Origin of the sequence: Pedobacter cryotolerans, from assembly GCF_005116475.1 — a bacterium.
Classification (GTDB): Bacteria; Bacteroidota; Bacteroidia; order Sphingobacteriales; family Sphingobacteriaceae; genus Pedobacter; species Pedobacter cryotolerans.
Genome location: NZ_SWBO01000001.1, coordinates 491,345 through 516,687, shown reverse-complemented (window position 1 = coordinate 516,687; position 25,343 = coordinate 491,345). Strand labels below are relative to the sequence as shown.

General features: G+C 33.8%; 26 protein-coding genes. 7 read left to right on the top strand and 19 right to left on the bottom strand.

Features of this window, described 5'->3' with window-relative positions:
• Positions 1-89: 89 nt before the first annotated feature.
• Positions 90-1,004: a glycosyltransferase family protein gene (locus FA045_RS02335; RefSeq protein ID WP_136874035.1), complete on the top strand. Its 915-nt coding sequence runs from the start codon at positions 90-92 to the stop codon at positions 1,002-1,004.
• A gap of 53 nt (positions 1,005-1,057) precedes the next feature.
• Entirely contained in the window at positions 1,058-2,509 is a 1,452-nt protein-coding gene (locus FA045_RS02330; RefSeq protein WP_136874033.1) for an alpha-L-fucosidase, read from the top strand.
• 138 nt (positions 2,510-2,647) lie between these two features.
• On the opposite strand, the gene FA045_RS02325 is transcribed toward FA045_RS02330, so the two are convergent.
• Positions 2,648-3,397, bottom strand: coding sequence for a class I SAM-dependent methyltransferase (locus FA045_RS02325; RefSeq protein WP_136874031.1), 750 nt, complete (start codon positions 3,395-3,397; stop codon positions 2,648-2,650).
• A gap of 116 nt (positions 3,398-3,513) precedes the next feature.
• Between FA045_RS02325 and FA045_RS02320 the strand changes: the two genes are divergently transcribed.
• On the top strand, positions 3,514-4,794 hold the full coding sequence (locus tag FA045_RS02320) for a glycosyltransferase family 4 protein (RefSeq protein WP_225871242.1): 1,281 nt from the start codon (positions 3,514-3,516) through the stop codon (positions 4,792-4,794).
• Positions 4,791-5,546 (top strand): glycosyltransferase family 2 protein, encoded by a 756-nt coding sequence (locus FA045_RS02315; RefSeq protein ID WP_136874029.1) that lies wholly within the window; start codon positions 4,791-4,793, stop codon positions 5,544-5,546. Before FA045_RS02320 ends, FA045_RS02315 begins: the two co-directional genes overlap by 4 nt.
• 97 nt (positions 5,547-5,643) lie before the next feature.
• On the opposite strand, the gene FA045_RS02310 is transcribed toward FA045_RS02315, so the two are convergent.
• Together FA045_RS02310 and FA045_RS02305 are read right to left on the bottom strand one after the other, a co-directional pair.
• Positions 5,644-6,111, bottom strand: coding sequence for a hypothetical protein (locus FA045_RS02310; protein WP_136874027.1), 468 nt, complete (start codon positions 6,109-6,111; stop codon positions 5,644-5,646).
• On the bottom strand, positions 6,086-6,853 hold the full coding sequence (locus FA045_RS02305; RefSeq protein WP_136874025.1) for a hypothetical protein: 768 nt from the start codon (positions 6,851-6,853) through the stop codon (positions 6,086-6,088). The genes FA045_RS02310 and FA045_RS02305 overlap by 26 nt, the downstream gene beginning before the upstream one ends.
• 176 nt (positions 6,854-7,029) lie before the next feature.
• Here FA045_RS02305 and FA045_RS02300 point away from each other — a divergent pair, with 176 nt between their 5' ends.
• Positions 7,030-7,590: a type 1 glutamine amidotransferase domain-containing protein gene (locus FA045_RS02300; RefSeq protein ID WP_136874023.1), complete on the top strand. Its 561-nt coding sequence runs from the start codon at positions 7,030-7,032 to the stop codon at positions 7,588-7,590.
• A gap of 173 nt (positions 7,591-7,763) precedes the next feature.
• Here FA045_RS02300 and FA045_RS02295 read toward each other — a convergent pair whose 3' ends face one another.
• The 7 genes from FA045_RS02295 to FA045_RS02265 all read right to left on the bottom strand — a co-directional run bounded on the left by FA045_RS02295 (position 7,764) and on the right by FA045_RS02265 (position 14,876).
• Entirely contained in the window at positions 7,764-8,600 is an 837-nt protein-coding gene (locus FA045_RS02295) for a hypothetical protein (protein ID WP_136874021.1), read from the bottom strand.
• 865 nt (positions 8,601-9,465) lie between these two features.
• A complete protein-coding gene (locus FA045_RS02290) occupies positions 9,466-10,374 on the bottom strand; it encodes an alpha/beta hydrolase (protein ID WP_136874019.1) in 909 nt (302 codons plus the stop codon).
• A gap of 88 nt (positions 10,375-10,462) precedes the next feature.
• Positions 10,463-11,537 (bottom strand): peptide chain release factor 2 gene (gene prfB, locus FA045_RS02285; RefSeq protein WP_136874017.1). Its coding sequence is split into 2 segments (ribosomal slippage): positions 10,463-11,476 and positions 11,478-11,537, totalling 1,074 coding nucleotides; the frame shifts between segments, so codons are not numbered across the junction.
• A gap of 381 nt (positions 11,538-11,918) precedes the next feature.
• Positions 11,919-12,434 (bottom strand): hypothetical protein, encoded by a 516-nt coding sequence (locus FA045_RS02280; RefSeq protein ID WP_136874015.1) that lies wholly within the window; start codon positions 12,432-12,434, stop codon positions 11,919-11,921.
• 1 nt (position 12,435) lies between these two features.
• Positions 12,436-12,888, bottom strand: a complete 453-nt coding sequence (locus FA045_RS02275; protein WP_136874013.1) for a hypothetical protein — start codon at positions 12,886-12,888, stop codon at positions 12,436-12,438.
• 83 nt (positions 12,889-12,971) lie between these two features.
• A complete protein-coding gene (locus tag FA045_RS02270) occupies positions 12,972-14,273 on the bottom strand; it encodes an amidohydrolase (protein ID WP_136874011.1) in 1,302 nt (433 codons plus the stop codon).
• Between the two features lie 90 nt (positions 14,274-14,363).
• On the bottom strand, positions 14,364-14,876 hold the full coding sequence (locus FA045_RS02265; protein ID WP_136874009.1) for a hypothetical protein: 513 nt from the start codon (positions 14,874-14,876) through the stop codon (positions 14,364-14,366).
• A gap of 56 nt (positions 14,877-14,932) precedes the next feature.
• Here FA045_RS02265 and pgi point away from each other — a divergent pair, with 56 nt between their 5' ends.
• On the top strand, positions 14,933-16,579 hold the full coding sequence (gene pgi / locus FA045_RS02260; RefSeq protein WP_136874007.1) for a glucose-6-phosphate isomerase: 1,647 nt from the start codon (positions 14,933-14,935) through the stop codon (positions 16,577-16,579).
• Positions 16,580-16,786: 207 nt separating this feature from the next.
• Positions 16,787-17,332, top strand: coding sequence for a DUF4251 domain-containing protein (locus FA045_RS02255; RefSeq protein WP_136874005.1), 546 nt, complete (start codon positions 16,787-16,789; stop codon positions 17,330-17,332).
• 41 nt (positions 17,333-17,373) lie between these two features.
• Here the strand turns inward: FA045_RS02255 and FA045_RS02250 are convergent, their stop codons facing one another.
• The 9 genes from FA045_RS02250 to FA045_RS02210 form a co-directional block, all read right to left on the bottom strand.
• Positions 17,374-18,387, bottom strand: coding sequence for a glutaminyl-peptide cyclotransferase (locus FA045_RS02250; protein WP_225871241.1), 1,014 nt, complete (start codon positions 18,385-18,387; stop codon positions 17,374-17,376).
• Positions 18,388-18,439: 52 nt separating this feature from the next.
• The gene (locus FA045_RS02245; protein ID WP_136874001.1) at positions 18,440-18,802 is read right to left on the bottom strand and encodes a YraN family protein; all 363 of its coding nucleotides are present in this window, start codon (positions 18,800-18,802) and stop codon (positions 18,440-18,442) included.
• A gap of 91 nt (positions 18,803-18,893) precedes the next feature.
• The gene (gene dnaG / locus FA045_RS02240) at positions 18,894-20,849 is read right to left on the bottom strand and encodes a DNA primase (RefSeq protein ID WP_136873999.1); all 1,956 of its coding nucleotides are present in this window, start codon (positions 20,847-20,849) and stop codon (positions 18,894-18,896) included.
• A 76-nt stretch (positions 20,850-20,925) separates the two neighbouring features.
• The gene (locus tag FA045_RS02235; protein WP_136873997.1) at positions 20,926-21,597 is read right to left on the bottom strand and encodes an SGNH/GDSL hydrolase family protein; all 672 of its coding nucleotides are present in this window, start codon (positions 21,595-21,597) and stop codon (positions 20,926-20,928) included.
• Positions 21,598-21,803: 206 nt separating this feature from the next.
• Positions 21,804-22,748 (bottom strand): hypothetical protein, encoded by a 945-nt coding sequence (locus tag FA045_RS02230; protein ID WP_136873995.1) that lies wholly within the window; start codon positions 22,746-22,748, stop codon positions 21,804-21,806.
• An 85-nt stretch (positions 22,749-22,833) separates the two neighbouring features.
• The gene (locus FA045_RS02225) at positions 22,834-24,015 is read right to left on the bottom strand and encodes a M20 metallopeptidase family protein (RefSeq protein WP_136873993.1); all 1,182 of its coding nucleotides are present in this window, start codon (positions 24,013-24,015) and stop codon (positions 22,834-22,836) included.
• A gap of 113 nt (positions 24,016-24,128) precedes the next feature.
• Positions 24,129-24,557 carry an SPOR domain-containing protein gene (locus tag FA045_RS02220; RefSeq protein WP_136873991.1) on the bottom strand — a complete coding sequence of 143 codons (429 nt, stop codon included), beginning with the start codon at positions 24,555-24,557 and terminating at the stop codon, positions 24,129-24,131.
• A gap of 128 nt (positions 24,558-24,685) precedes the next feature.
• Positions 24,686-25,075 (bottom strand): type II toxin-antitoxin system VapC family toxin, encoded by a 390-nt coding sequence (locus FA045_RS02215; RefSeq protein WP_136873989.1) that lies wholly within the window; start codon positions 25,073-25,075, stop codon positions 24,686-24,688.
• Positions 25,057-25,260: a hypothetical protein gene (locus tag FA045_RS02210; RefSeq protein WP_136873987.1), complete on the bottom strand. Its 204-nt coding sequence runs from the start codon at positions 25,258-25,260 to the stop codon at positions 25,057-25,059. The genes FA045_RS02215 and FA045_RS02210 overlap by 19 nt, the downstream gene beginning before the upstream one ends.
• Positions 25,261-25,343: the final 83 nt, after the last annotated feature.

Sequence of the window (25,343 nt, the reverse complement as noted above, 5' to 3'; positions counted from 1 at the left end):
TGAAATAAACAACGAAGCTATCTTGAAGACAAAAATCGGTATAAAGCGACTGAACAATTCATCATGACGAGAACAAAATAATAACCGCAATGCAAAACCTTGCTCCTATTGCTTTATTCGTTTACAATCGCCCGCAACATACCGAGCGAACAGTTAAGTTTTTAAAACAAAATGAATTAGCAGCCGATAGCCGTTTATTTATTTTTTCTGACGGAGCAAAAACTGACGCAGATGCCGATAAGGTTGCAGAGGTTAGGGAATTCATCAAAAAAATTGACGGATTTAAATCTATTGAAATCGTAGAAAGTAAAACTAATTTGGGTTTGGCCAATTCGGTAATTGCAGGTGTAACCCGCTTAAACGCAGCATATGGTAAGGTTATCGTTTTCGAGGACGATCTGATTTCATCGCCATACACACTCACTTATTTTAATGAAGCTTTAAATCGCTATCGCGATGAAGAAAAGGTAATGCACATTGGTGCTTACATGTATGTTTTGTCTGATAAAAACTTGCCCGATAGCTTTTTTTATAGAGCTGCCACAAGTTGGGGTTGGGCAACTTGGGATCGTGCTTGGCAACATTTCGAACCGAATATAGATACACTGCTTAAAAAGTTTGATAGTAAAAAGAAAAGTGAATTTGCTATAGAAGGAACCATGAATTTCTGGAAACAGATGCAAGATTTCAAGAAAGGTAAAAACAACTCTTGGGCAATTAGATGGTATGCTTCTATCTTTTTAAAAGGTGGATTGACTTTAAATCCTTCGCAATCTTTAGTAAACAATATTGGTCATGATGGTACAGGCGTACACTCAGGCTTAAATGATATTTACAATGTAATTATCAATCCGCAGCCGATTAAAGATTTTCCAACTGTTGTTGAAGAAAATAAAGCGGCTTACCAAGCGATTAAGACTTTTTTAGCGAATAGGAAGGGTTCAATGCTCAACAGAATTAAAAGATTTGTTAAAGAAAAACTTAATCAGTATTTCTCAATTTAGCAAATAACAATTCTTATCTAAAATTTGTAATTTGCATTTCTAATTACATCATAATGAGATCGATAATCATCTTTTTTTTAGCAGTCTGCAGCATTAATACTTTAGCGCAGCAACCACCCAAACCTTATGGAGCATTACCAACACAGCGGCAATTGGCTTGGCATGATATCGAAACTTATGGATTGATTCATTTTACGCCAACTACATTCGAAAACAAAGAATGGGGATATGGCGATGCTGATCCGAAAACTTTTAATCCGACTAATTTTGATGCAGAGCAAATTGTAAAAGCAGCCAAAGCTGGTGGTTTAAAAGGAATTATTTTGGTAGCCAAGCATCATGATGGTTTCGCCTTATGGCCAACAAAAACTACAGCTTACAATATTAGTAAAAGTCCGTTTAGAAATGGCAAAGGCGATTTAGTTAAAGAAATAGAACAAGCAGCCCGCAAAAATGGTTTAAAATTTGGTGTTTACTGTTCGCCATGGGATAGAAATAATGCTAATTATGGCACAGCCAAATATTTAAAAATTTATCAAGCACAACTTAAAGAATTATATAGCAATTATGGCGAATTGTTTATGAGTTGGCACGATGGTGCTAACGGTGGCGATGGCTTTTACGGCGGTGCTAAAGAAAAAAGAAGCATAGATAACACAACATATTACGATTGGAGTAACACCTGGCAAATTACCAGAAATATGCAGCCTATGGCAAACATTTTTAGCGATGTTGGTTTAGATGTGCGTTGGGTGGGCAACGAATATGGTTTTGCTGCTGATACCAGCTGGGCTACTTTTACGCCAATGCCACCAAAAGGTGTAAATGTTGCAGTACCCGGACAAGCAAATTATCCTGAAAGTCCGATGGGAATTAGAGATGGCAAGTTTTGGATGCCTGCCGAATGCGATGTACCTTTAAGAAAAGGTTGGTTTTATCATGCCAATGAAAAGCCTAAAAGTGTAAGTTCGTTGATAGATTTATACTTTAAAAGTGTAGGCAGAGGTGCGGCCTTAGACTTAGGTTTAGCACCAGATACCAGAGGTTTACTGCACGAAGATGATGTAGTAAACTTGAAACAATTTGGAGATATTATAAAAAAAACCTTCTCATTAAATTTTGCAAAAGGCGCTAAAATTACGGCTAGCCAAACTAGAGGAAAAACTTATGGAGTGAGCTTCTTAACCGATAACAATAAAAAAACTTATTGGGCAACAGCTGATGAAATTCATGAAGCAGAACTCATCATCGATTTTAGAAAACTAATTAATTTTGATGTGATTAGTTTACAAGAGTATATCCCCTTAGGACAAAGAATTGACAGTTTTACAGTAGAGGTTTTTGAAAATAACAATTGGAAACAGGTAAATGCTGGTGCAAGTATTGGTGCAAAGCGATTAATAAGAATGGAAAAACCTGTTAGTTCTAATAAAATAAGGATTAAAGTTAAAGCGCCTGTTGCAATTATGCTTAGTGAAATTGGAGTTTATAAGCTGGTCGATTAAATTTCGAAAAGCTTTTTAAACAATTAAATATAGTACTAGTCACCCTGAGCAGCTTGCCTGCCGTGGCTAGTAGTCGAAGGGCATAAATATTAAGCACTAATTAAACAGAGGCTTCGACTACGCTCAGCCTGACAATCGCTACACCTTCCTTGCCTCCAAAACAATATAGGGAGATAAACTCTTACTCTCAAAAGGGATAATTTTTGTAAGCACTTTCCCGCTAATCCAAACCAGTTTTTTAAACAACTTTACTCCGGTAGATTTCTCTTTTTCGTTTTCTAACCAAACACTAAATTTGCCAAAGTAACTAGACTTAATCTCTTTCAATCCAGCTTTTTCACAAATGGAAGCCAATAATACTGGGTTCATGCTATCAATATTGTGTTTATCGTAATTTTCTTTATCGAAGTTTTTTTGGAACCAACCATTAACCGCGGTAAAGTTTGGTAAAGTAATAAACAATGTTCCGCCTGGCTTTACTAAAGCTATGTGGCGATTAATGATATCTTCTGTATCCTTAAAATGCTCAATTAAACCGCATGAGAGTACCAAATCATATTGTTGCGGTGATTGATAATTGAATAAATCTGCTTCAATTACTTTGATATCATTTTCACTTAATCCATTAGTTTTTAACAGTTGATGTGTTATTGGCGGATGTACAAAATAATCTAAAAGCGTAACATCTAACTTTAAATATTTTTTTAAAAAAACCGCATAATAACCCGGAAAACCACCTAATTCTATCGCCGATTGAACATTATTTTGCTGTACAATATCCGCCAGTTGGCGATGAAATAAATAATTTGAAGGAATAGTTACCGATAAATCTGTTTTACTTTCCCAATACTTTACCCAAAAATTTCTGTCGGTTAAAAGGTTTTCCATACGTTTAGCAAAGAAACATAAACTAACGTGAATTTTAAAATTGTTAGCTTGTTGGATTGATTTATTGTTAATTTAACAAATATTAACAATTTGGTTTACTTGAATAAAATGTATTTTTGACTGATTTGAAAATTGTACACCTAAATACTTATGATGGAAACGGAGGCGCTGGAAGAGCTTGTCTTCGATTAAGCGATGCCTTAAAAGCAAATGGTGTTGATTCTAAAGTATTAGTTTATTACAAATTTGGCGACAACCCAAAAATCACCAATTTAAGTAACGGATTTTTCGCTAAACTATGGGCAATTTTCAACATCATGGCCGAGCGTTATTTGGCAAAGATTTTTGTTAAAGCAGTTAAAACTCCTTTTTCTTTACAATGGTTCGGCAAATCTGTAATCAATAGAAAAGAGTTAAAAGATGCCGATATTATTCACCTACACTGGGTTAATCATGGTTTTTTATCACCCAAATTTTTAGCTGAACTAGATTTATTAGATAAGCCAATTGTTTGGACATTTCATGACAGCAATGCCTTTACTGGTGGCTGCCATGTACGTTACAGTTGCGAAAATTTTCATAAACAATGCGGCAATTGTCCATTGCTAAAGTTTGATGGCAAAGATGACATTTCTCATAAAAATTGGTTACGCAAACAAAAAGCCTACTCAGAATTAAACTTCCACATTGTGGCGCCAAGTAGTTGGATGGCAAAATCTATTAAGGAAAGTAGCTTATTAGGTATGCGCAGTGTTGGTGTGATACCTAACACGATTGAAATTGATGTTTTTAAACCTTATGTAAAGGCCGAAGCGAAGAAAATTTTAAAAATACCCGCAAATCACTTTGTGATAATGAGCGGTTTTATGCCATCTAAAAACGATAAACACAAAGGAACGCAGTATTTAATTGACGCGTTAAATGAGTTGGCAGCAAGACCAGAAATACCAAATAAACAAATAGAGTTGGTTATTTTTGGCAATAAAGATACCAAAGACATGCCCGTATTTCCTTTTAAAACTACTTTTTTGGGCACGATTAATAAAGATGATCATTTGGCTAAATGTTACGCAGCTGCAGATGTTTTTGTACTACCCTCATTAGAAGATAATTTGCCAAACACTGTGATGGAAAGCTTGGCTTGTGCTACCCCTGTAGTTGCTTTTAAAACTGGCGGCATACCCGATATGGTTAAACATTTAACAAATGGTTATTTGGCAGACTATCAATCTGCAACAGATTTAGCAGACGGTATTGAGTGGCTATTTTTACATGATGATAAAGAAAGCATACAAAAGGAAGCACGAAGAACAATTTTAAATCATTTTTCGCCAACCGTTGTTGCCGCTAAACACGAAGAACTGTACCAAACATTACTTAACGCTTTGCCTAAATGACCGTAAATCCTAAACTAAGCGTTATCACCATCGTTTACAACAATGCAAAAGACATTGAGCGCACCATGCTTTCGGTGCTTAATCAAACTTACAGCAATATCGAGTACATTTTAATTGATGGCGCATCAACAGATGGAACGAAAGACATTATTTATAAATATAAAGATCGTTTAGCTCAATTTATTTCTGAGCCAGACAAAGGTATTTACGATGCCATGAACAAGGGTTTAGCTCTTGCCACAGGAGATTATGTTTTATTCATGAATTCTGGTGATGAAATTTACGATTCAGAAACTGTAGATCATGTTTTTTCTTCGGCGCCATCGGGCGATATTTATTACGGCGAAACCGAAATGTTTGATGAGAATTGGAAAAGCTTAGGACAACGCAGACATATAGCGCCAGAACATTTTGATTGGCATAGTTTTAAATATGGGATGAATGTGAGCCACCAAGCTATTTACATTAAGCGTAGCTTAACAGAACCTTATGATTTGCAATATAAATATAGTTCAGATATCGACTGGATCATTAAGGCGGCTAAAAAATCGTCTAATGTGGTAAATACGCACCTTTACGTGGCAAAATACTTAGTCGGCGGTATGTCTAAACAAAAACATTTAGAAAGTTTAAAGGAGCGCTTTAAAATCTTGACACATTATTATGGTTTAGTTCCAAACCTCATCAACCATGTTTTTATTGCTTTAAATTTGGCGCAATATTTTATAAGGCATAGAAGGACTAATGATTAGAAACTCCCTCCACATAGCGTCATTTCGAACGAGTTTTTCACGAGGAGAAATCTGTTCATTAAAGTACTTTATTAGAAAATTATAACTTATTATTAGATTATCTAAAATCCAAAAACGATATATCTTCTTCTTGCAGTTTTGAAATTAAAATACCGTTATTTTCAAATATGATATCGTATTCATAAGTATCTAAATATCGATTTGCTTCGTTAATCTCTTTACAAAAACTTAAGCTTCCTTTTACAATTATATATTCATTATCAACAATTATTGATGTCACACTATTTAAACTTGATTCTTGAATTTCCCAAACATCTTTCTTTATAAATATATTTAATGATTTTAAGGAAAGTAAGATTTCTGCATTATCAAATAGATTTATCTTAAATATTAATTTTTCATCATAACCATTAATCATTTCATTAGATAATGCCACCTTATCTAATCTTAAATTATTGTTTAAAAGTTGGATATTATTACCAGAATATTTTAATAAGATTTTCCCATATCTCCATGACGGATTGTTGACAATCATATCTTTAAAAATTATCTGGATAAATTCCATTATTTAATAACCATTCATTATCCAATTTTCCAAAATTTGGATTATCATTACGAACCCAATGACTTAATAATCTTTCCATAGAATTCCAAACAGGCTTACCTTGACCAGATGGTGTAAATATATTAGTAAAGTGCCTTCCAGAGATTGTAGAATTATTTTTGATCAATTCCCATTCATTTCCCCATATTTCCGTTGGTTTCCTTGTTAAATAAACATGTTTTATTTGCGGATTTGACTTAAGGTATTGAATGATATTTTGTGTATTCCAGTTTACCTGCCTCAGTATGTTCAATTCACAAAGTCCATTAATACCTTTTTCTCTTTTGTCTAGAATTAAATTAAATTGTTCATTGTTGAAAATCACATTATCGTTGGATTGAAGCTGAAATTGAGGGTTACCGGTATGCATAGTTTCAAGAACTATATCTGAGAATGTAAGTTTTAATTTGAAACAAATATCAAGTATTTCAGAAACCGATGGATTAAGTAAAACGGGTGGTATCCCTCTTTGTGGCATTCTCCTCTTACTTAGGATTCTGTTATTATTTATCAAATTTTTTAATGCAGGCCAAAAATAATTTCTTCCATAAAAAAAGTCGGCAAAATTAGCATTTTCAGTACCAGGATTAAATGTTCCTATAATCATTACCTCTGGTTCATAAGGAACAGTATCCAAAATTGCATTATGTGTTCGAAAACCATTTCCAAAATCAGTTTGATAAAATTTGTGTTGAATTGCCATAATTTGAGTGCGTTTTTATCTAAGTATAATAAATTAATTTATATTAATCAAGTATTTTATGAGTTTTCTCGTCGCTGCTCTCTTTTGAGTTGATGTGACTTGTTTTCCCAATTACCAAAAACAAAAATTTCCCATAACTGTCTTTTAATATATCATTCTATTAAAAACAAAAAATTATGGGACAATTAAGTAACCGCACTATTGCAGTGCTATCAGAAAACGGATTTGAGGAAAGTGAATTAACTGAACCAGTAAAAAGATTAAAAGAAGAAGGTGCAACGGTTCATATCATTTCTTCTAAAAGCGGCACAATAAAAGGCTGGAGCGATGGAAATTGGTCGGGCGAAGTTGAGGTTGACCATACCATAAGTGAAGTAAATGCTGATGATTATAACTGTTTACTGATACCAGGTGGAGTAATCAATCCTGATAAACTTCGTGTTAATGAGGATGCTTTAAGTTTTGTAAAAGCATTTTTTGAAGCAGGTAAACCTGTTGCAGCAATTTGCCACGGCCCACAAGTTTTAATTAATGCTGGTGTAGTTGATGGTAGAAAATTAACATCAGTGAAAAATATTTCTCAAGATTTAATTAATGCAGGTGCTGATTGGTCTGACGAGGAAGTTGTAGTAGACCAAGGTTTGGTTACAAGCCGTACTCCAGAAGATTTACCAGCATTTAACGATAAAATTGTAGAGGAATTTGCAGAAGGCGTGCATGAAGGGCAACATGCATAATTTTTGAACCACCTAAGGGGCCAAAGAAAAGTTAAGGCATTTTTAAAGTAGACAAACCTGTTGAGGCAATTTGGTGTATTTTTAGTAGCAAAAGACTTTGACAAAATTCTAGCAAATTTTATAGAATTTTGTCAAAGCTTTATACTTTAATTAAGATGCTGCAATAACTGAAATTATTTACAATTATATTTTATGCCCCAGCTAAAATTCGTATTATCGAGCGTGATTAATGGTTTCACACCGTCCTGACTTTGAATTAAATTATTTTGAGCTACATCTATAATTTTACCATTTGAATCTTTATTATAAATAAAAGTATCAGTAGTATAATACTTTATAATACCTTGATAAGTGCTTTTAGTAATTTTTTTAACTTGATTTTTTGAAACTTTTCCAAATACTCCATTAGGTATAAAAGCATCAACTAAACCTAGTCCAGAATTAAGAAATAATGGATCCGCAAGGTTCACAGAAGTTATAACATCTTCAGTAGAATATTCAAATTTAATATCTTCACTCAAGTTTTTATTATAGTCAAGAATATCAGCCTTTATTAAATTTCCATTAGCGTAAGTTAATTTTGCAACATCTGATAGTGGATTACCTCCATAACTTATCTCGCTAATGTATCCATCACTATTATATTTTAATACAGCAACTACAGTTCCAGCATCCACAATATCAATCACTCTCCCTTGAGCGTCTTGATTATAGACAATTAAATGTTTGTTAGAACCATTAGTTTCAACTCCATAGATATTGTTAGCATTATAAGTGATATCATATAATACGGGGTCACCATCAGAGCTACTACCAGCTAATTTTATAAGTTTATTGTTACTATTATAAGTTGCTTGTAGATTCCCCGATTTACTATTATAAGTCGGTATTATGGTCGTAACCAAACAATTGGTTTCCACAACAGGCTCTTCTGTTTTGTCTTTTTTACATGCTCCAACAGTAATTAACATTAAAGCAAATACAGTTAATAATTTAAAATGTTTTTTCATAAGTAAGTTTTCCTTACTTTATTCAAAACACAAACCATTATCTTAAAAAGAGAACTAAAATATATAACACCCTGATTATAAATTGTTTATTTTATTTTATTTTATTTTATTTTATTTTATTTTATTTTATTTATAAAAATAATTCTTAGTTATTGGAACTTTATACCCAACTAATGAATTAAATTCTACATACTTAATTAGTTAACATATCTAAAAATAACATATTGAATTTAGGTAGATCGAAATGTGGGAGGTAAGTAAGTTGATATTTTTACTAAAAATGTAGTTTTATCCCTCAGACGAAAAGCTTCTCCCGATTTAAGTTATCGTATGGACATAAATATCACAATTTATATTTGCCTCTATGCCGGCAGGCATCAAACTTTTGAAGCATTAAAAGTATGCAAAAATGCTTGTCAATTCCACTGTGTGTCTTTTCACAGGCTCTCGCTCATCAATAAACAGTGGCACTTCGTTTTGTTCGTATGTGATAAATTTAAGTGTCTGCTAATTCGAACACAAAACCACTGCGTTTAAGGTTTATTTATGCAATTTGTTCTTTTGTGCTCCTGTTTTTTGATTTGGCTGGCACTAGGGATTGACGGTCGTTCTTGGTAGAGGCTTGTAATTTATTAAGCAAATATAGCAAATTGCCAACATGCAATGAGCAAAAAAGATCTGTCACACGATAGTATTTAAGGGAACGAATTTCTTTTTGATTTAAGATTAAGTATCAAATCCCGATCATACAGGTCTGGAAGACAAAAACGAGCAAAAAATTCACATCATTTATATTGAATAAATAACCCATCATAAATCTTGGGTGAACTTAGGTTTCCTTAGGTGGTAAAAATAATTTGAGTTATTACAACCACCTATTCGCAGTCATCCAAGCTTTAAGTGTATTAAACCAATTCTCGGTAGTAGTTTTATTATTTAACCCAAATCCATGTCCGCCAGATTGGTAAATATGCATTTCGGCAGGCACTTTAAATTTTGCCAAGTTTTCGTTATACATCAAACTGTTTTTTACTGGCACCGTTAAATCATTGTTGGCATGTACTAAAAAAGCTGGCGGTGTTTGCGCATTAATATGATTTTGGTTAGAAAAATAAGTTTTTTGAGCCTGTGCAGGGTCATCGCCCAACAAGCGCTTAACTGAGCCAGCATGAGTTACTGTACCAAAACTAATTACCGGGTATATTAAAATAGAAAAATCTGGTCTTAAACTAATATCTTCCTGGTTTTCAATTTTCATATCGTTGTAATGTACACTTAAGCTAGATGCCAAATGTCCACCCGCTGAAAAACCCATGATGCCAATTTTATTAGGCTGTAAATTCCAAACGCTGGCATTTTTACGTACTAAATACATCGCTTGTAAGGCATCTTGCAATGGCGCCAATTTTTTATCAACCATAATGGTATCATTTGGCAAACGATATTTTAATACAAATGCAGTTACACCAATTTCTGCAAACTTTTTGGCAACATCATAACCTTCTTTGCCAATGGCTAAAATGCTATAACCACCACCCGGACAAATAATTACGGCAGTTCCATTTGGCTTTGCAGGTGCAAAAACAGTTAAAGTTGGCTCTGCAACTCTACTTACTCTAGCTACACCATCACTACCTGTAACTGTATTTTCTTTAAAATTAGCAGGTGCAGTTTTAGAACCAGGTATTACTCCTTTGTACAACGGAATAACATCTTGGGCTTTAATGCTAACTATGGTAAATAGCAAACTTGCAATAATTAATAATCTTTTCATCTAATAATTAATTTCAGCTTAAATGTATTAAAATAATGTTGGATTGATGTATTCCTCACATCTCATATCTCACTACTCAATTCTGTTCCTAAAACTCCATCAAATAAGCTTTTAAAAACTCATTGATATCTCCATTTAACACTGCATCTGGATTAGAAGTTTGGTAATTCGTTCGGTGATCTTTTACTCTTCTATCATCCAAAATATAACTTCTAATTTGCGAACCCCATTCTATCTTCTTTTTATTACCTTCAATTAAAGCGGTTTCTTCATCGCGTTTGCGTTGTTCAATTTCATACAACTGCGATTTTAGCAATCTTAAAGCGTTCTCTTTATTTTGCAACTGCGATCTCGACTCCTGATTTTTAATAATAATCCCCGATGGTTTGTGATATAAACGTACCGCAGTTTCAACTTTGTTTACGTTTTGTCCGCCAGCACCGCCCGCTCTAAAAGTCTCAAATTCAACATCAGCAGGATTGATATCGATATTTATCGTATCATCTACCAAAGGATAAACATAAACAGAAGCAAAGGAAGTGTGTCTACGAGCATTCGAATCAAAAGGCGAAATACGCACTAATCGATGTACTCCATTTTCTCCTTTTAAGTAACCGTAAGCAAATTGTCCAGCAATTTCTATGGTAACCGACTTTATTCCGGCAACCTCGCCTTCATTGTAATCTTGCTCGGTAACTTTATAGCCATTTTTTTCAGCCCACATCAAGTACATGCGCATCAGCATATATGCCCAGTCGCAGCTTTCTGTTCCGCCTGCACCAGCAGTAATTTGCACAACTGCGTTCAGCGAATCTTGCTTGGTTTTGAGCATATTCTTCAGCTCCAAATCTTCCACTGCTTTTAAGCTCATGTCAAATTGCTCTTGCAGCTCTTCCTCTGTAGCATCACCACTTTGAAAAAACTCAAAAAGTACTTCAATATCTTCTACAGCAGTATTGGCGTTATGCCAACCATCTGTCCATATTTTTTTAGCGTTAATTGCTGCGATGTGTTTTTCTGCCTTTTTCGGGTCGTCCCAAAAATTTGGGTGCAAGGTCATTTCTTGCTCAATACGAATGTCTTCTAGTTTCTCTTCAACGTCAAAGATACCTCCTCAGCGACGTTACTCTGTCCCTTAAATCCTGAACTTGTTCTTTTGTCATAATGGCAAATATACGTTATTAAGGTTGTAAAGTTGAAATGTTGTAAAGTTGCAAAGTTGAGCGAAGCGAAATACCGATGCTTCGGAATTGAAATGGTTTAACGTTTTTGAAAAGCGGTTGCAGTGGTTCTTATCTTCCGATAGTTTAGCCTGTCCCGAATTCATTTCGGGATTATTCGCTTTACTTCGGCTTTGCCTTCGTGTTCGCTACTACCGGGTTTAATGAACTAAGGCCATTCTACAAAATATTGTAATACCATAAAGATTAAAGTTGAAACGGTCTGTGCAATTAAATAATCAATGGATTACAAATTCTACGATATCATTTCGTCATTACAAATGTCAAATAGCAGGTGATAACATCAACTTCAAGAAATCAAGACTATTGCAGAGTGGCATGGGATGCTTTTATAAATTGGTTCAGTTTAATTATTTCGTCTATAGTATCATCTAAGTTCTTAAGGTGAGAAGAAATCACCTCATGATGAAAAATTTCTTTATCTCTTTGCTTAGCAAACTTTATAAGTTTTATTTCTGAGTAATCAAATGCATTTACCGTTTCAGGAGTTGTGTCTAATATATAGTGCGCTAATATATTTCTAACTCTAATAAATTCTGTTAACGATTTATCTATTTTTTTATTCCTATTCAAGAAAATATTATCATTTAGGGATAATAAATGCACAAATATTTGTTTCTTGAAATCAAAAGGCAGCAATTTTGAACCAAATACTAAATCCATCATCTCTATTTGCTTTTCCTTTTCATAACTAAAATGACAGCATAAATACTCATCAATATTTCTTTCCAGCATTATTGTTTGACTTATTATCATACCTCTAGTATGGGTGGAATAGTTAAACAAATCAGATAATTTCTTTTCGTCTACCTGTTCCATCTTATTTTAATTTTGGTTTTTTTGAATAGGTTATTGAAACAAATTTTGAATCAAATTCAACAATAGCCATTAGGTTTAGGGTTTTGTGATAGAACGTAGAGGTAGATTTTCTAATAAAATCAGACTTTAAGAAGTCATTTATATAATAGTTTTTAAATTCCACATCTTCTATTTTAACTAAGCTTACACACATACTACGGGAATCAAACTTATATATATCTGTCTTTTCAGAACTGCCAATCTGAAAAGTGTATAGCATTGAAAAACCCTTGGGTTCTGGACGCACCAATCTAAGAGCTGTGTTATATTTTTTGTTGGAAATCCAATTATTTTTCTCTTTTATAATTTGCTGGGCATTTTTGGTAAATGTATCTGCCTCGCTATCCCATTGGGATTGCGAAAAGCAATTTAGACACAGCAATATTGCAATATATAACATTAATAATTTTTTCATTGTCCTAATTTAAGTAAAAAGTAAGGGTTATTTTCGCAATTAATTTCGATGCTTTTGCTTAAACATTCAGCTTTATAACCACTTTACTTCTTCATCCCCAAATAATCAAATGTCAAATTACATAAAGCTTTTACACCTAAAGTAAATCCACTTTCATCTAAAAAGAAATCTGGTGTATGGTGCGATGGAGCTTTTAAAGGATCCTGATCTTTCGGCATTCCTCCTAAAAAGAAAAACAAACCTGATACTTTTTCTTGGAAGAAAGAAAAATCTTCGGCGCCTGTAACTGGTGGTTTTAATTTTACATTATCCGCCCCTGCGGTATATTGTAAAGTTGGTAACATTTTTTCTGTTAAAGCTACATCATTAAACGTAACCGGATAATGTGCACTGTAAGGAATTTTAACTTCGGCAGTTGCGCCAGCTGCTTCGGCAGTTTTAATTACAATAGTTTTAATTCGCTCGATAAACATTTTCTCATCAGCAGCGCTTAAATTTCTAACCGTACCTAGCATATCTACCTTTTCTGGAATAATATTAGACCGTACGCCGCCATGTATGCTACCAATAGTTACCACACCAGGGTTTTCGGTTACATTTAAGTTTCTGCTGACTATAGTTTGCAAACTATTGATAATTTGTGCTGACACCACAATCGGATCTACGCTACTCCATGGATATGCGCCATGTGCTTGTTTACCAGTAACGGTAATTTTCATATCATTTACTGCCGCCATTGTGCCGCCCGGTTTGTAAGTAATTTGTCCGACCGGTGTTTGCGAATTAATATGCAATCCAAATATTACATCAACTTTTGGATTTTGCAATACGCCTTCTTTCACCATCAACTCGGCTCCACCTTCTTGTCCAACAGGTACACCTTCTTCTGCTGGCTGAAAGATAAATTTTACTGTACCGGCTATATCTTTTTTCATGCTGGCCATTACCTCGGCTACACCCATTAAAATAGCCATGTGGCTATCGTGCCCACAGGCATGCATTACACCAACTTCTTGATCGTTATAGGTTGTTTTTACTTTAGAAGCAAAAGGCAAAACTACTCTTTCGGTTACAGGCAAACCATCCATATCTGCTCTTAAAGCTACTACCGGACCAGCTTTACCACCAACCAAAATACCTACAACACCAGTTTTTGCCACACCAGTTTTAACCTCGATACCTAATGATTGTAGATGTTTAGCAATAACTTCTGCAGTTCGGTTTTCTAAATTGCCCAACTCTGGATGTTCATGAAAATCTCTACGCCAATTGATTACTTTTTGTGTAATTGCGTCTGCTTTTTTTGCTGCATCAGTTTTTAAGTTGGTTTGCGCAAAGGTAAAAAGTGGGGTAATCAGCAATGCTGAGAAAAGAAAGGTTTTCATGATGATTGGATTGGTAGAACAAGGTAATTAAAAAGCAACAAAAAAGCCGAATTCCTCTAAAAGAATTCGGCTTAAAAATATTTGCTTAGCTTAATTAAACAGTCCTTTTAATTTATCCATCATTCCTCCGCCAGTTTGTTGTCCATTAGCTTGGTTTTGTCCGCCAGTAAACATACCCATCACATCTGTTAAGTCAAACTTACCATCGGTACCGCCAGCTAATTTGCCCAACATATTTTGTAAATTAAATGAACTATCATTTGGATCGTTGGTTTTATTAGCCAGTTTACCTAAAACAATAGGAATTAGAGCTGCACCAATACTTTTTGCAGTTTCTGCATTGATACCAAAGCCAGCTAATTTATCTGTTAAACTTGAAGTTGCTTGTTGTACAACTGGATTTCCTTCAGTTGCGTTACCTGAATTAAAAATATCTGCAATTTGCGATACATTTCCAGATGCTAATTGTGATTTCAACGTATCAAAAATTGAGCTTGAAGCAGCTTGAATAGCATTTTCATTTTGTTCATTTGGCACAGCATTGTTTTTTACAATTAAATCTTGTGCGTTATCTCTAATTAATTGTTCTAAATTTTCTAACATGATATGTGGTTTAAGTTTATTTGTTATTCGTATTTTTACAATATAAATAAACAATTATGCTTCCAAAAATTAATTTTACCGAAACAGCTGCGTATAAATACCTTACAGATCATTTTATAGCAATTAGTGAAACAGACATTAAGCATTTATTTGCTCAAGATGGGGAACGTTTTAAAAAATTCTCCATTTTATTTGATGAAATTTTAGTTGATTTTTCTAAAAATAGAATTGATGACACTACGCTTGCTTTGCTTGTACAATTGGCAAAAGAATGCAAATTAGATGAGGCAATAAAAGCGATGTACAATGGCGATAAAATTAACCAGACAGAAGATAGGCCAGTTTTACACATCGCCCTGCGTAACCAAAGTAACACGCAAATTTTGGTTGATGGTAAAGATGTTATGCCTGATGTAAATGCTGTTTTGGCTAAAATGGAGAAATTTAGCAATTCAATCATTTCTGAAGATTGGAAAGGTTACACCGGCAAAGCAATTACAGATATTGTAAATATTGGTATTGGAGGTTCTGATTTAGGCCCCGTTATGGTAACCGAAGCCTTAAAGGCTTATAAAACCAGACTAAACTTACATTTTGTTTCTAATATTGATGGTACGCATTTGGCAGAAACGTTGAAAGAGGTTAACCCAGAAACTACCTTGTTTTTAGTAGCTTCTAAAACTTTTACTACGCAAGAAACCATGACCAACGCCTACAGTGCTAGAGAATGGTTTTTAAAGAGCGGTGCAAAAAAAGAAGACATTGCTAAACACTTCGCTGCCTTATCTACTAACGCTAAAGATGTAGCAGAATTTGGCATTGATACGGAAAACATGTTCGAGTTTTGGGATTGGGTTGGCGGTCGTTATTCTTTATGGAGTGCGATTGGTTTATCTATCTCATTAGGAATTGGATTTGATAACTTTAAACAACTTTTAGCTGGGGCACATGCAAGCGATGAGCATTTTAAAAATGCTGAGTTTGAGAAAAACATTCCTGTAATTTTAGGATTATTAGGCATTTGGTATATTAATTTCCACGGTGCAGAAACGCAGGCTATTTTACCTTACGACCAATATTTACATCGCTTTGCGGCATATTTTCAGCAAGGCGATATGGAAAGTAACGGTAAACATGTAGATAGAAATGGCAACAATGTTGATTATGAAACCGGACCTGTAATTTGGGGCGAGCCAGGTACCAATGGGCAACATGCTTTTTATCAATTGATACACCAAGGCACTAAATTAATTCCTTGCGATTTTATTGCTCCTGCTCAAAGCTTAAACCCAATTGGCGATCATCATCCAATACTTTTATCTAACTTTTTTGCACAAACTGAGGCTTTAATGAACGGTAAAAGCGAAGAAGAAGTAGTTGCGGAATTAAAAAAAGCTGGAAAGTCTGAAAGTGAAATTAAAGAGTTAGCGCCATTTAAAGTTTTTGATGGTAACAGACCAACAAATTCAATTTTATTAAAAAAGGTTACGCCTTATACTTTAGGCAGCTTAATTGCACTTTACGAGCATAAAATTTTTGTACAGGGTGTAATCTGGAACATTTTTAGTTTCGATCAATGGGGAGTTGAATTAGGTAAACAATTGGCTCAAAAAATTCAGCCAGAATTGAAGGATGATGCTGAAGTAACCACACATGATTCATCTACAAATGGATTGATTAATTTGTATAAAAACTGGAGATAATATTGGTTCATTCGTCATTGGTTCATTTGTTGAGATAATTTGTAGCCGTGTTATTGCTTAAAATCTTTTTTCAACAAAAATTGATTCACAATATTTATTTCTGCTTCAGTTATGGATTTTGATTGATTTGATAATCATTAGTGTGAGTAAGCGTTTTATTTAAACTTATAAAAGAGTTTACTGTTATTAATTTATAATACAATGATTATGAACAAGATAAAAAATTTAGGATTTGCAGCTTTGTGTTTGCTAGCTTTTAATTCAAATGCCCAAACAGATAAAGCAACAACCACAAAAATTGTAGATGAAAAGAATTTCATTTTTGTTGCAACATCTGCTCTTCCGCTAAATGTAACTGAGGTAAGCAAAGTTTTAAATAGGATGAGTGGTCCACCAACTGGCGGAACAATTAATCTTAATGCTGATAATTACGATTTAAGGATAACACCAGATAGCGTAATTTCTTATTTACCTTTTTATGGAAGAGCGTTTAATGGAACACCCTACGGAGGCAGTAATGATGAAAGCGGTTACAAATTTACCAGCACTAAATTTACTTATGAAACCAAAAAAGGGAGAAAAAAAGGTTGGAATATTGCTATACAAACCAAAGATGTAAAAGAAAATGTGAGGATGAACTTAAGTATTTCTGAGGGCGGATACGCTACTTTAAGTGTTGTTAGCATGAACAAGCAATCTATTACTTTTAATGGTTACTTAAAAGAGGCTAAAAAAGCTAGTGCGGCAAAATAAAACAGAATTACAGCGAGATTATTAAATAGCTCGATATTAATTTATTGGGCTATTTCTATTTGATAGAGCTTTGGCCATTTTTTACCAGTTACAAAAAGCCTTTTACCATTTGCATCCCAAGCAATTCCATTAAGCACATTGTTTTGAGCATCATTTGATGTTTTGAAGAAGTTTTTGGGCACGAGTTCAGTCAAATCAATTTCAGCTTCAACCTCTCCATTTTTGGGGTTTATGATGACAATTTTGTTGGTTAAATAGACATTTGCATATATTTTACCATTAATGTATTCTAATTCATTTAAACTTTCTACTGTGCCATTCTGGTTATAAACTTCTATATAACCTTCTTCTTGATAATTGTTTGCGTTCATCAACCAAATACGGTTTGTACCATCAGAGCGCAAAATGTTTTTGCCATCGAAACTTAAACCCCAACCCTCTCTACTTTGCTGATAAGGGAATGTTCCTATCTGCTTAAAAGTTTTAGCATCAAACACAAAACCTAAATTTTCTCGCCAAGTTAACATGATAATTTTGTTGCCAATTTTCACAGATCCTTCACCAAAGTATTGAGCGTCTAAATCAGTTTTTTGTAATACATTTCCAGATCTTATATCAACATACCTCAGTTGTGAACTTCCATTTTCTCCTGTACTTTCTAACAACTTGCCATCAACATAACTTAAACCTTGTGTATAAGCAGAGGTATCGTGCGGAAAAGTTTGAACAACCTTATACTTCAATTTTGTTGGCGTTCTTTTGGTGGTTAAAACGATATTTGTATTAATGGTATCCTTAACATCACCCTGTGTTACTATAGCGGTTACCATTCTATAACCAAGTGGTAAATTTGCAGTTTTAAGCAATACAGAATCGGTTGATGTACTTTTGGCTATCATCTTTCCATCCACAAAATAAGCTACTGAATCTAACTTTACATTTGCTGTAAGATCTAATTTAAGTTTAATATTATCTCCTAAATTAATATTATCTCCTTGACTAGGGGAACTGAAATTAATGATTGTTCGTTCATCATTACAAGCTGCTAATAACACAATTAAACAAACTAAGCAAGTAATGTTTCTCCAGAGGGAAAAAAAAGATTTTTTATGAGGGCCAAAATGCATCTTCTATGTGTTTTATTGTATAATTATTCTGTTTATCAAAAAGTACCGAAATAATGTCAAATCTGATTTCGCCTTGATGATTCATAATTTCGATATATTCGTTTGCAGCTAAATCCATTTGTTTTTGTTTGGCGTTGCTTACAAAATCTTCTGGTAAGCCAAAGGCGATGGATGTTCTGGTTTTAACCTCAACAAAGATGATTTTTTTATCCTGATAAGCAATTAAATCTATTTCGGCTTTGCCATGCACCCAATTTTCATCTAAAATCTCATAGCCTAATTTCTCCAAATAAACTTTTGCAATTGCTTCACCTTTAAAACCTAAATCGTTGTGTTGAGCCATTACTTAAAATTATTAAATGAGTGAATTTTGAATGAATGAATAATTTATAGCTTCAGAACATGGTTTATTCACTAATTCTATAATTCAGTCCTTATTTTACAATTACAGAACCTAAAAATTTGGAGATTTCTCTTTCTACATTTTTAATAAAAACATAACGCTGCATTAAAATTGTATGATTGGTTTCATCAGTTTCTGTTTTAATTTCTTTTAATAAATCTAACAAAATGCGATCTACCTTACGCTTTTTTAAATGATACAAACCACCTAAAATTGTGGCTTTTAAATTTACGGTTTCATCTCTAACGTAAATATTATGTTTATTGTACCAGTTTTCGCTTAAGGTATATGGCGAGGTGGATAAAGTAATTGCTAAATCGGCAATTGCCCTATCATCGCTTTTTATAAACTGATTAGCTGTTGGCAATTGTCCGTTTTCAATTTCTATTCGGTAATGATCAATTATGCGTTTGCAAATTGGATTTTCGAAAGTTACATCGGTTAAATTTTGAATAATAAACGAACCGATGTACATGTTATCTATTTTATCCCAACTTACCAATTCATGGCCAAAAAATAGCAGCAAACGTACAATTTCGTGTTCCTGTAAATCATCATTTGAAATAACGTTTTCTGTAGCCGTTAGTGGGGTCGATGTTGCATCATCATCAAACAAATTATCAGGTGGCATATCCTGATATTGTGCTTGTTGCTTACTTTGTGTGTTATTTGCCTTTTTTAGCTTGGCAGCACGCATCGTATTGAGCTCGGTAAGCAAAATACGTTCTTCGATTTGTAATAAACTGCTACATTCTCTTATAAAAACCGAAGCTTTTATGTTGTCGGGGATTTTGGCAATACTCTCTACAATATCCCTAATAATGCCTGCTCTTTTAATCGGGTCGTTGCCTGCATCGGCTAAAAGAATATTGGCTTTGTAGAGTATAAAATCTTTTCGGTTGTCTTCAATATAAGTTTTAAATGCACCAGCACCAACTTTGTGCATGTATGAGTCTGGGTCGTCTCCTGCCGGGAAGGAAACAACTTTTACGTTCAATCCTTCTTCCAAAATCATATCCAAACCACGTAATGATGCTTTAATACCAGCGGCATCACCATCGTAAAGTATGGTTACATTTTGCGTAAAACGACTAATTAATCGAATTTGCTCAATGGTTAAAGATGTTCCTGATGAAGCAACTACATTTTCGATATTGGCTTGGTGCACCGAAAGCACATCGGCATAACCTTCTACCAAATAACAATTATCCTGATCTCTAATGGCCTTTTTTGCATGAAACAAGCCATATAAAACGTTAGATTTATGGTAAATTTCACTTTCTGGCGAGTTTACATATTTCGGAACATTTTTATCTGTTTTTAATGTTCTGCCGCCAAAACCAATAACCCTACCAGTAAAGTTATGAATAGGAAACATTACACGACCACGAAAGCGATCGTAAAGCTTGCCTTTATCATTTCTGATGGCTAAACCTGTTTTTTCTAGATATTCTTCAGCATGTTTATTTTTAATGGCATCTTGCGTTAGCGCATCCCAAACATCGGGCGAATAACCCAAATTAAACTTTTTGAGAATATCTTCTCTAAAACCTCGCTCTTTAAAATAACTTAAACCTATGGTTTTGCCTTCGGGGCTATTCCACATTTGGTCTTCGAAAAAATTTGCTGCAAATTGAGATACAATGTATAAGCTTTCTCGGGTATTTTGAGCTTCAAGATCCTGAACGGTTTCAACCGTTTCTTCGACCTCGATATTGTATTTGTTGGCAAGAAACTTTAGTGCTTCGGGATAAGAGTATTTCTCGTGCTCCATTACAAAGCGAACCGAATCTCCGGCAACGCCGCAACCAAAACATTTGTAAATTCCTTTACTTACCGATACGTGAAAAGAAGGAGTTTTTTCGCCATGAAACGGACAGTTACCAATTAAGCTAGAACCACGTTTTTTTAAATGCACAAAATCGCCTACCACCTCTTCTATCCGTGCAGTCTCCTTAATTTTCTCTATCGTTTCTCCTGTAATCATAACCCCAAACCCCTAAAGGGGCTTTTCCTTTCTATCGTTTATTGTAATCTACTAAATCAGTTCCCCCTTTAGGGGGTTAGGGGGTTTTCACAAATGGCAACATCGTATCTGCTACCAACTTGTTACCCACATCATTTAAATGAACTCTATCGGTTGTTAAAATGCCTTTTTCTTTATCTTCAGTATTATTAGCATTTTCATAATCTACAAATGCTTTTCTTAAATCGCAAAGCGGAAGATTATTTTTTGCAGCTAAACCTCTAACACCTTCAGCATATTTGTTTAAGTCTGCATCAACTTCGTTCACATTGTTTTTCTTTTCGCCAATTACAGTTGGGGTACACAAAACTACTTTACTACCGTTGGCTTGTATTTTGTTAATTAATGCCTGATAAAACTTTAAATATTTATCGTAATCCGTACCCGTTTTAGCACCCAACTTATGCCAAACATCGTTTATACCAACATAAATAAAAACTAAGTTTGGTTTTTTGTTCAATACATCATCTTCCATTCTAAGGTAAAGATCATAAACTTTATTACCTCCAATGCCTGCTCCAATTAATTCAAACTTTGTGGTATCAAGTGATTTCTTTAATACATCGATATAACCGTTTTTCCAAACGCCCATTTGCGTAATCGAATCGCCAAAGAAAATTACTTTTTTAGGTTTTGGTTTCATCGCCATGCTTAAAATAAAAATTGCTAATGCAGCAATTAGGGTAATTGATTTCGTATTTGCTTTCATCTTTTATTTGGTTGTTTTAAAGTCTAAATCTTGAAAATCGAAGCTAAAATCGGTTAATCTCTTATCGCCTCTCTGATGATGTTTTGAGATTACTTCGCAACCTTTTAAATTTTTGGTTGAAATAACAATTTAATTATTAAGTTTTATTTTAAATGAACTTAACTGCATAATTTTTGACTTGATTAAATGATAAAGATAATGATCTTTTATTTCCCTTTACCCAGCCTGTAATCTTTGTGTACTACTAAAAAGCTTGCTCGTTCTTCCTTTTTTAATGGATAATCCCAATTTCCTTGATAGGTGATTTTAGTTGGCAATTTCACCTCATTAAAATAACTCATTTCAATATTCATTTGCACATCAAAATCGAACAACATGTTGCTGTATTTCATGTCAACATATCTACCTAAAATTTCGAAAGTTCTTTTGTCGAATATGGTTACCAATTCTTTAATCATCAAGCCATCCTTCGTCCAATTGCTTAAATCTGGTTTTACCGAAACTTTAAATCTATAAACAGGAATTGAATCTAAATACGTAGCACTATAAAATGAATAATCATAATATTGGCGCATATTGGCCGTAAAAATTTCTGTTTTATTGCCAATAAATGGTAAGCCTTTAATTGGCCTACCGGGATTAAATATCAATGTCTTTAACTTATCCTTATAACTTTCATTTGTGCCGCCTTTGCCATCGCTTGCTGGAGCATTTGGTACAAAATCGGTATTATAGGCATTCATAAAAATATAATCGAACATCTCAATAGTGTAGAGCTGGTACTTGCCATTCTTTTTATACAAATTCCCGCTATTTTCTTTTACCAGATATTCCATTTTATATGGCCCATCGTTGTTGTGCCTAATTTTACGGTAAACCTTTCCATCAACTTTGTTATTTTTATCGTAAGAAAAAATGCGATTTTCAGCAATGAATGTGTACTTTTTCATGTTGCGAAAAGCTTCATAAAAACTCGTATCGTTTATAATAGCATTGATAAATGTTTCTATCCCGAATTTTTGAGCGGTAATTTTAACAACAGAATCTAACTGTATTGTTTTTATTGTGTCTGGATTAAAACGTTGAATTTCTTGGCTATTGGCCTTAAAAATTGTAAATGTTAATGCAAGTAGGAAGATTATTTTTTTCATTAATATGTTGATTGCAAATACCTTGCCCTAATTATATTGGATGATGTGTACCTGTAAAAATTGATGCCAATTTCAGATCTATTTTTTAATTGCCGAGTTGCTTTAATGCAATATAAGCCATCAAACCTGTTGATGTTTTTAACGCATCTTCATCAATGTCGAAATTTGGCGTATGTACCGAGTGCATGGTGTCTTTAGCTACATTACCCGTTCCTAAACGGTAAAAACAAGCATCTGTTACTTGTGAGTAATAAGCAAAATCTTCTGCTGCCATCCAAATATCTAAATCCAAAACGTTGGCTGCACCTAAATAGTCTTCTGCGAATTGTCGGGCATTTGCTGTTACTTTTTCTTCATTAATTAAAAAAGGATAACCGTGATGAATATCGAAATTACAGCTACCGCCCATACTTTCGGCTATACCTTCAGCCATTTTTTTCATTAACGAATGCGCTTGTTTTCTCCAATCTTCATTCAACGTTCTAAAAGTACCTTCTAATTTTACCTCATTCGGAATAACATTTGTTGCTCCATTTGCAATTACTTTTCCGAAAGAAAGTACTGAAGGTAAACGAGGATCAGCATTGCGACTAACAATTTGCTGCAAAGCGACAATGATATGAGCAGTGATCAAAACTGGATCGATATTTTGATGTGGTTGAGCACCATGCCCTCCTTTTCCTGTTACGGTAACATATAATTCATCGGTTGATGCCATGTAAATTCCTGAACGAAAACCAACTTTACCAGATTCTATCAATGGCATTACGTGTTGGCCAATCATGGCATGAGGTTTAGGATTTTCTAATACTCCCTCTTTAATCATGATGCTTGCTCCACCAGGTAAAATCTCTTCTGCTGGTTGAAAAACCAATTTGATGGTTCCAGCAAATTCATTTTTAAGTTGATTTAAAATATAAGCTGAGCCTAAAAGCGAAGAAGTATGTACATCATGTCCGCAAGCATGCATTACACCTGGGTTTTTAGATTTGTAAGGCTTGTCGTTTGCTTCAAGAATGGGCAGCGCATCCATATCACCACGCAAAGCGATAACCTGATCTGATGGTAAAGCCCCTTTAATTAAACCAACAACTCCAGTATTTGCCATCTCAACAAATACTATACCCCATTTTGTTAGTTTCTCCTTTACAAAAGCTGAAGTTTGGAACTCTTTAAAAGATAATTCGGGATTTGCGTGCAAATGTTGACGAAAACCGACAACTTCATTAAAAATCTGAGCGGCTAAATCTTGTATTTTCTGTTTCATTGTCTGTAGTTGTTGCAAGGTTTAAAGGGTATAAAGTTTCAATGTTAATCAAGTTGATAATATTGTTGGTCAACCGATTAAACGGTTTCAATAATTAATCAGCTTAGAATCTGCTAGTCTAAAATTGGTGCATTTATTTTTTCTCTAAAGATAAACAAGGTTGGAAAAGTACCTCTCAATTCATTTAAAAATGCTTGAGCTTCCATGCGTGTTCTAAAATCGCCCACTTTTAAATAATAATTAGGTTCTTTGTAAGTAATGTAGGTTCTAATGCTAGGATATAATGTCTGAAACCTTGTTTGTTCGCTAAAAGCTACTCTACGATCTGAACCGTAAAAAATTTGAACCCGATAGCCCATTCCGTTAAAAATTGTTTTACTAACTGGATTTGTAGTTGTTGGCTTTACCGTATTTAATTGAATCCGCTTTGCGATTAAACTATCTATTAAAGGATCTTTGATTTCTGTTACTACGCCTCTTGTTTGCGCAAAAGATTGATTTACGCAAATTAAAAAAACGAATAAGAGATATATTTTCATCATATCAAATCTGAATAATTGAAGTCGTGCCTTTTTTGAATAGCCTTGCAACGACTAACAAGGTGTAAAAAAAGAATGCCGAACTTTTTGCGAAATTCGGCATAATTGGTCGTTAAAACAAATTATAGCTTTTACTCTTCAATATTCCAACTGTAAGGATTTTGAACAATCAAATTATCAATTGACTTAAAATCGTTAATATTTCTTGTAATTAATATTAAGTTATTTGTAGTTGCAGTAGCGGCAATAATTGCATCAGGAAGTTTAATCTTTAAATGTTTCCTTAGCCTAATAGTTTCATCAATTATTTTTAAATTAATGTTATAAATATTTGCTGCGTTAATAAATGCTGCTATCTCTTCATTAGAGGATGAATGTCCTAAAACCTCTATTTTATTTATGAATGAAATATTATATTCATCATCAATAATTGAACTTAATTTAGAATGAGGAATTGGAGGTAAGAGTAAGCCTATATACTCGATAAGCACATTAGAATCTATTAAATATTTCGCTCCCATTCCTTACGATCTTTGTCAATATCTTTTAAAAGTTCCTGTGCTTTTTCTTTTGAAATAATTCCAGCAAATTCTGAAGGTTTACGCTTCGTTAATTCATTATTTAGAATGGTAACTCCCAATTCTTTAAGAATTTGTTTTACTATCGAACTTTTATCGTCTGGTATGTTGATTGTTAACGTTTCCATACATCTTAATTATTTCTAGACCCTGATTACTGATCTATATGCTCTCGATAACGAATATACGGATTTAATCTATATAAAATAAA

Excerpts from the sequence above, each read along its gene's own strand:
- FA045_RS02235 (WP_136873997.1), bottom strand. The coding sequence starts at position 21,597 with ATGAAAGCAAATACGAAATCAATTACCCTAATTGCTGCATTAGCAATT.
- FA045_RS02310 (WP_136874027.1), bottom strand. The coding sequence starts at position 6,111 with ATGGAATTTATCCAGATAATTTTTAAAGATATGATTGTCAACAATCCG.
- FA045_RS02275 (WP_136874013.1), bottom strand. The coding sequence starts at position 12,888 with ATGAAAAAATTATTAATGTTATATATTGCAATATTGCTGTGTCTAAAT.
- FA045_RS02315 (WP_136874029.1), top strand. The coding sequence starts at position 4,791 with ATGACCGTAAATCCTAAACTAAGCGTTATCACCATCGTTTACAACAAT.
- FA045_RS02305 (WP_136874025.1), bottom strand. The coding sequence starts at position 6,853 with ATGGCAATTCAACACAAATTTTATCAAACTGATTTTGGAAATGGTTTT.
- FA045_RS02210 (WP_136873987.1), bottom strand. The coding sequence starts at position 25,260 with ATGGAAACGTTAACAATCAACATACCAGACGATAAAAGTTCGATAGTA.
- FA045_RS02295 (WP_136874021.1), bottom strand. The coding sequence starts at position 8,600 with ATGAAAAAACATTTTAAATTATTAACTGTATTTGCTTTAATGTTAATT.
- FA045_RS02325 (WP_136874031.1), bottom strand. The coding sequence starts at position 3,397 with ATGGAAAACCTTTTAACCGACAGAAATTTTTGGGTAAAGTATTGGGAA.
- FA045_RS02215 (WP_136873989.1), bottom strand. The coding sequence starts at position 25,075 with ATGGGAGCGAAATATTTAATAGATTCTAATGTGCTTATCGAGTATATA.
- FA045_RS02330 (WP_136874033.1), top strand. The coding sequence starts at position 1,058 with ATGAGATCGATAATCATCTTTTTTTTAGCAGTCTGCAGCATTAATACT.
- FA045_RS02280 (WP_136874015.1), bottom strand. The coding sequence starts at position 12,434 with ATGGAACAGGTAGACGAAAAGAAATTATCTGATTTGTTTAACTATTCC.
- FA045_RS02225 (WP_136873993.1), bottom strand. The coding sequence starts at position 24,015 with ATGAAACAGAAAATACAAGATTTAGCCGCTCAGATTTTTAATGAAGTT.
- FA045_RS02255 (WP_136874005.1), top strand. The coding sequence starts at position 16,787 with ATGAACAAGATAAAAAATTTAGGATTTGCAGCTTTGTGTTTGCTAGCT.
- dnaG (WP_136873999.1), bottom strand. The coding sequence starts at position 20,849 with ATGATTACAGGAGAAACGATAGAGAAAATTAAGGAGACTGCACGGATA.
- FA045_RS02220 (WP_136873991.1), bottom strand. The coding sequence starts at position 24,557 with ATGATGAAAATATATCTCTTATTCGTTTTTTTAATTTGCGTAAATCAA.
- FA045_RS02300 (WP_136874023.1), top strand. The coding sequence starts at position 7,030 with ATGGGACAATTAAGTAACCGCACTATTGCAGTGCTATCAGAAAACGGA.
- FA045_RS02335 (WP_136874035.1), top strand. The coding sequence starts at position 90 with ATGCAAAACCTTGCTCCTATTGCTTTATTCGTTTACAATCGCCCGCAA.
- FA045_RS02270 (WP_136874011.1), bottom strand. The coding sequence starts at position 14,273 with ATGAAAACCTTTCTTTTCTCAGCATTGCTGATTACCCCACTTTTTACC.
- FA045_RS02245 (WP_136874001.1), bottom strand. The coding sequence starts at position 18,802 with ATGGCTCAACACAACGATTTAGGTTTTAAAGGTGAAGCAATTGCAAAA.
- FA045_RS02290 (WP_136874019.1), bottom strand. The coding sequence starts at position 10,374 with ATGAAAAGATTATTAATTATTGCAAGTTTGCTATTTACCATAGTTAGC.
- FA045_RS02230 (WP_136873995.1), bottom strand. The coding sequence starts at position 22,748 with ATGAAAAAAATAATCTTCCTACTTGCATTAACATTTACAATTTTTAAG.
- FA045_RS02265 (WP_136874009.1), bottom strand. The coding sequence starts at position 14,876 with ATGTTAGAAAATTTAGAACAATTAATTAGAGATAACGCACAAGATTTA.
- pgi (WP_136874007.1), top strand. The coding sequence starts at position 14,933 with ATGCTTCCAAAAATTAATTTTACCGAAACAGCTGCGTATAAATACCTT.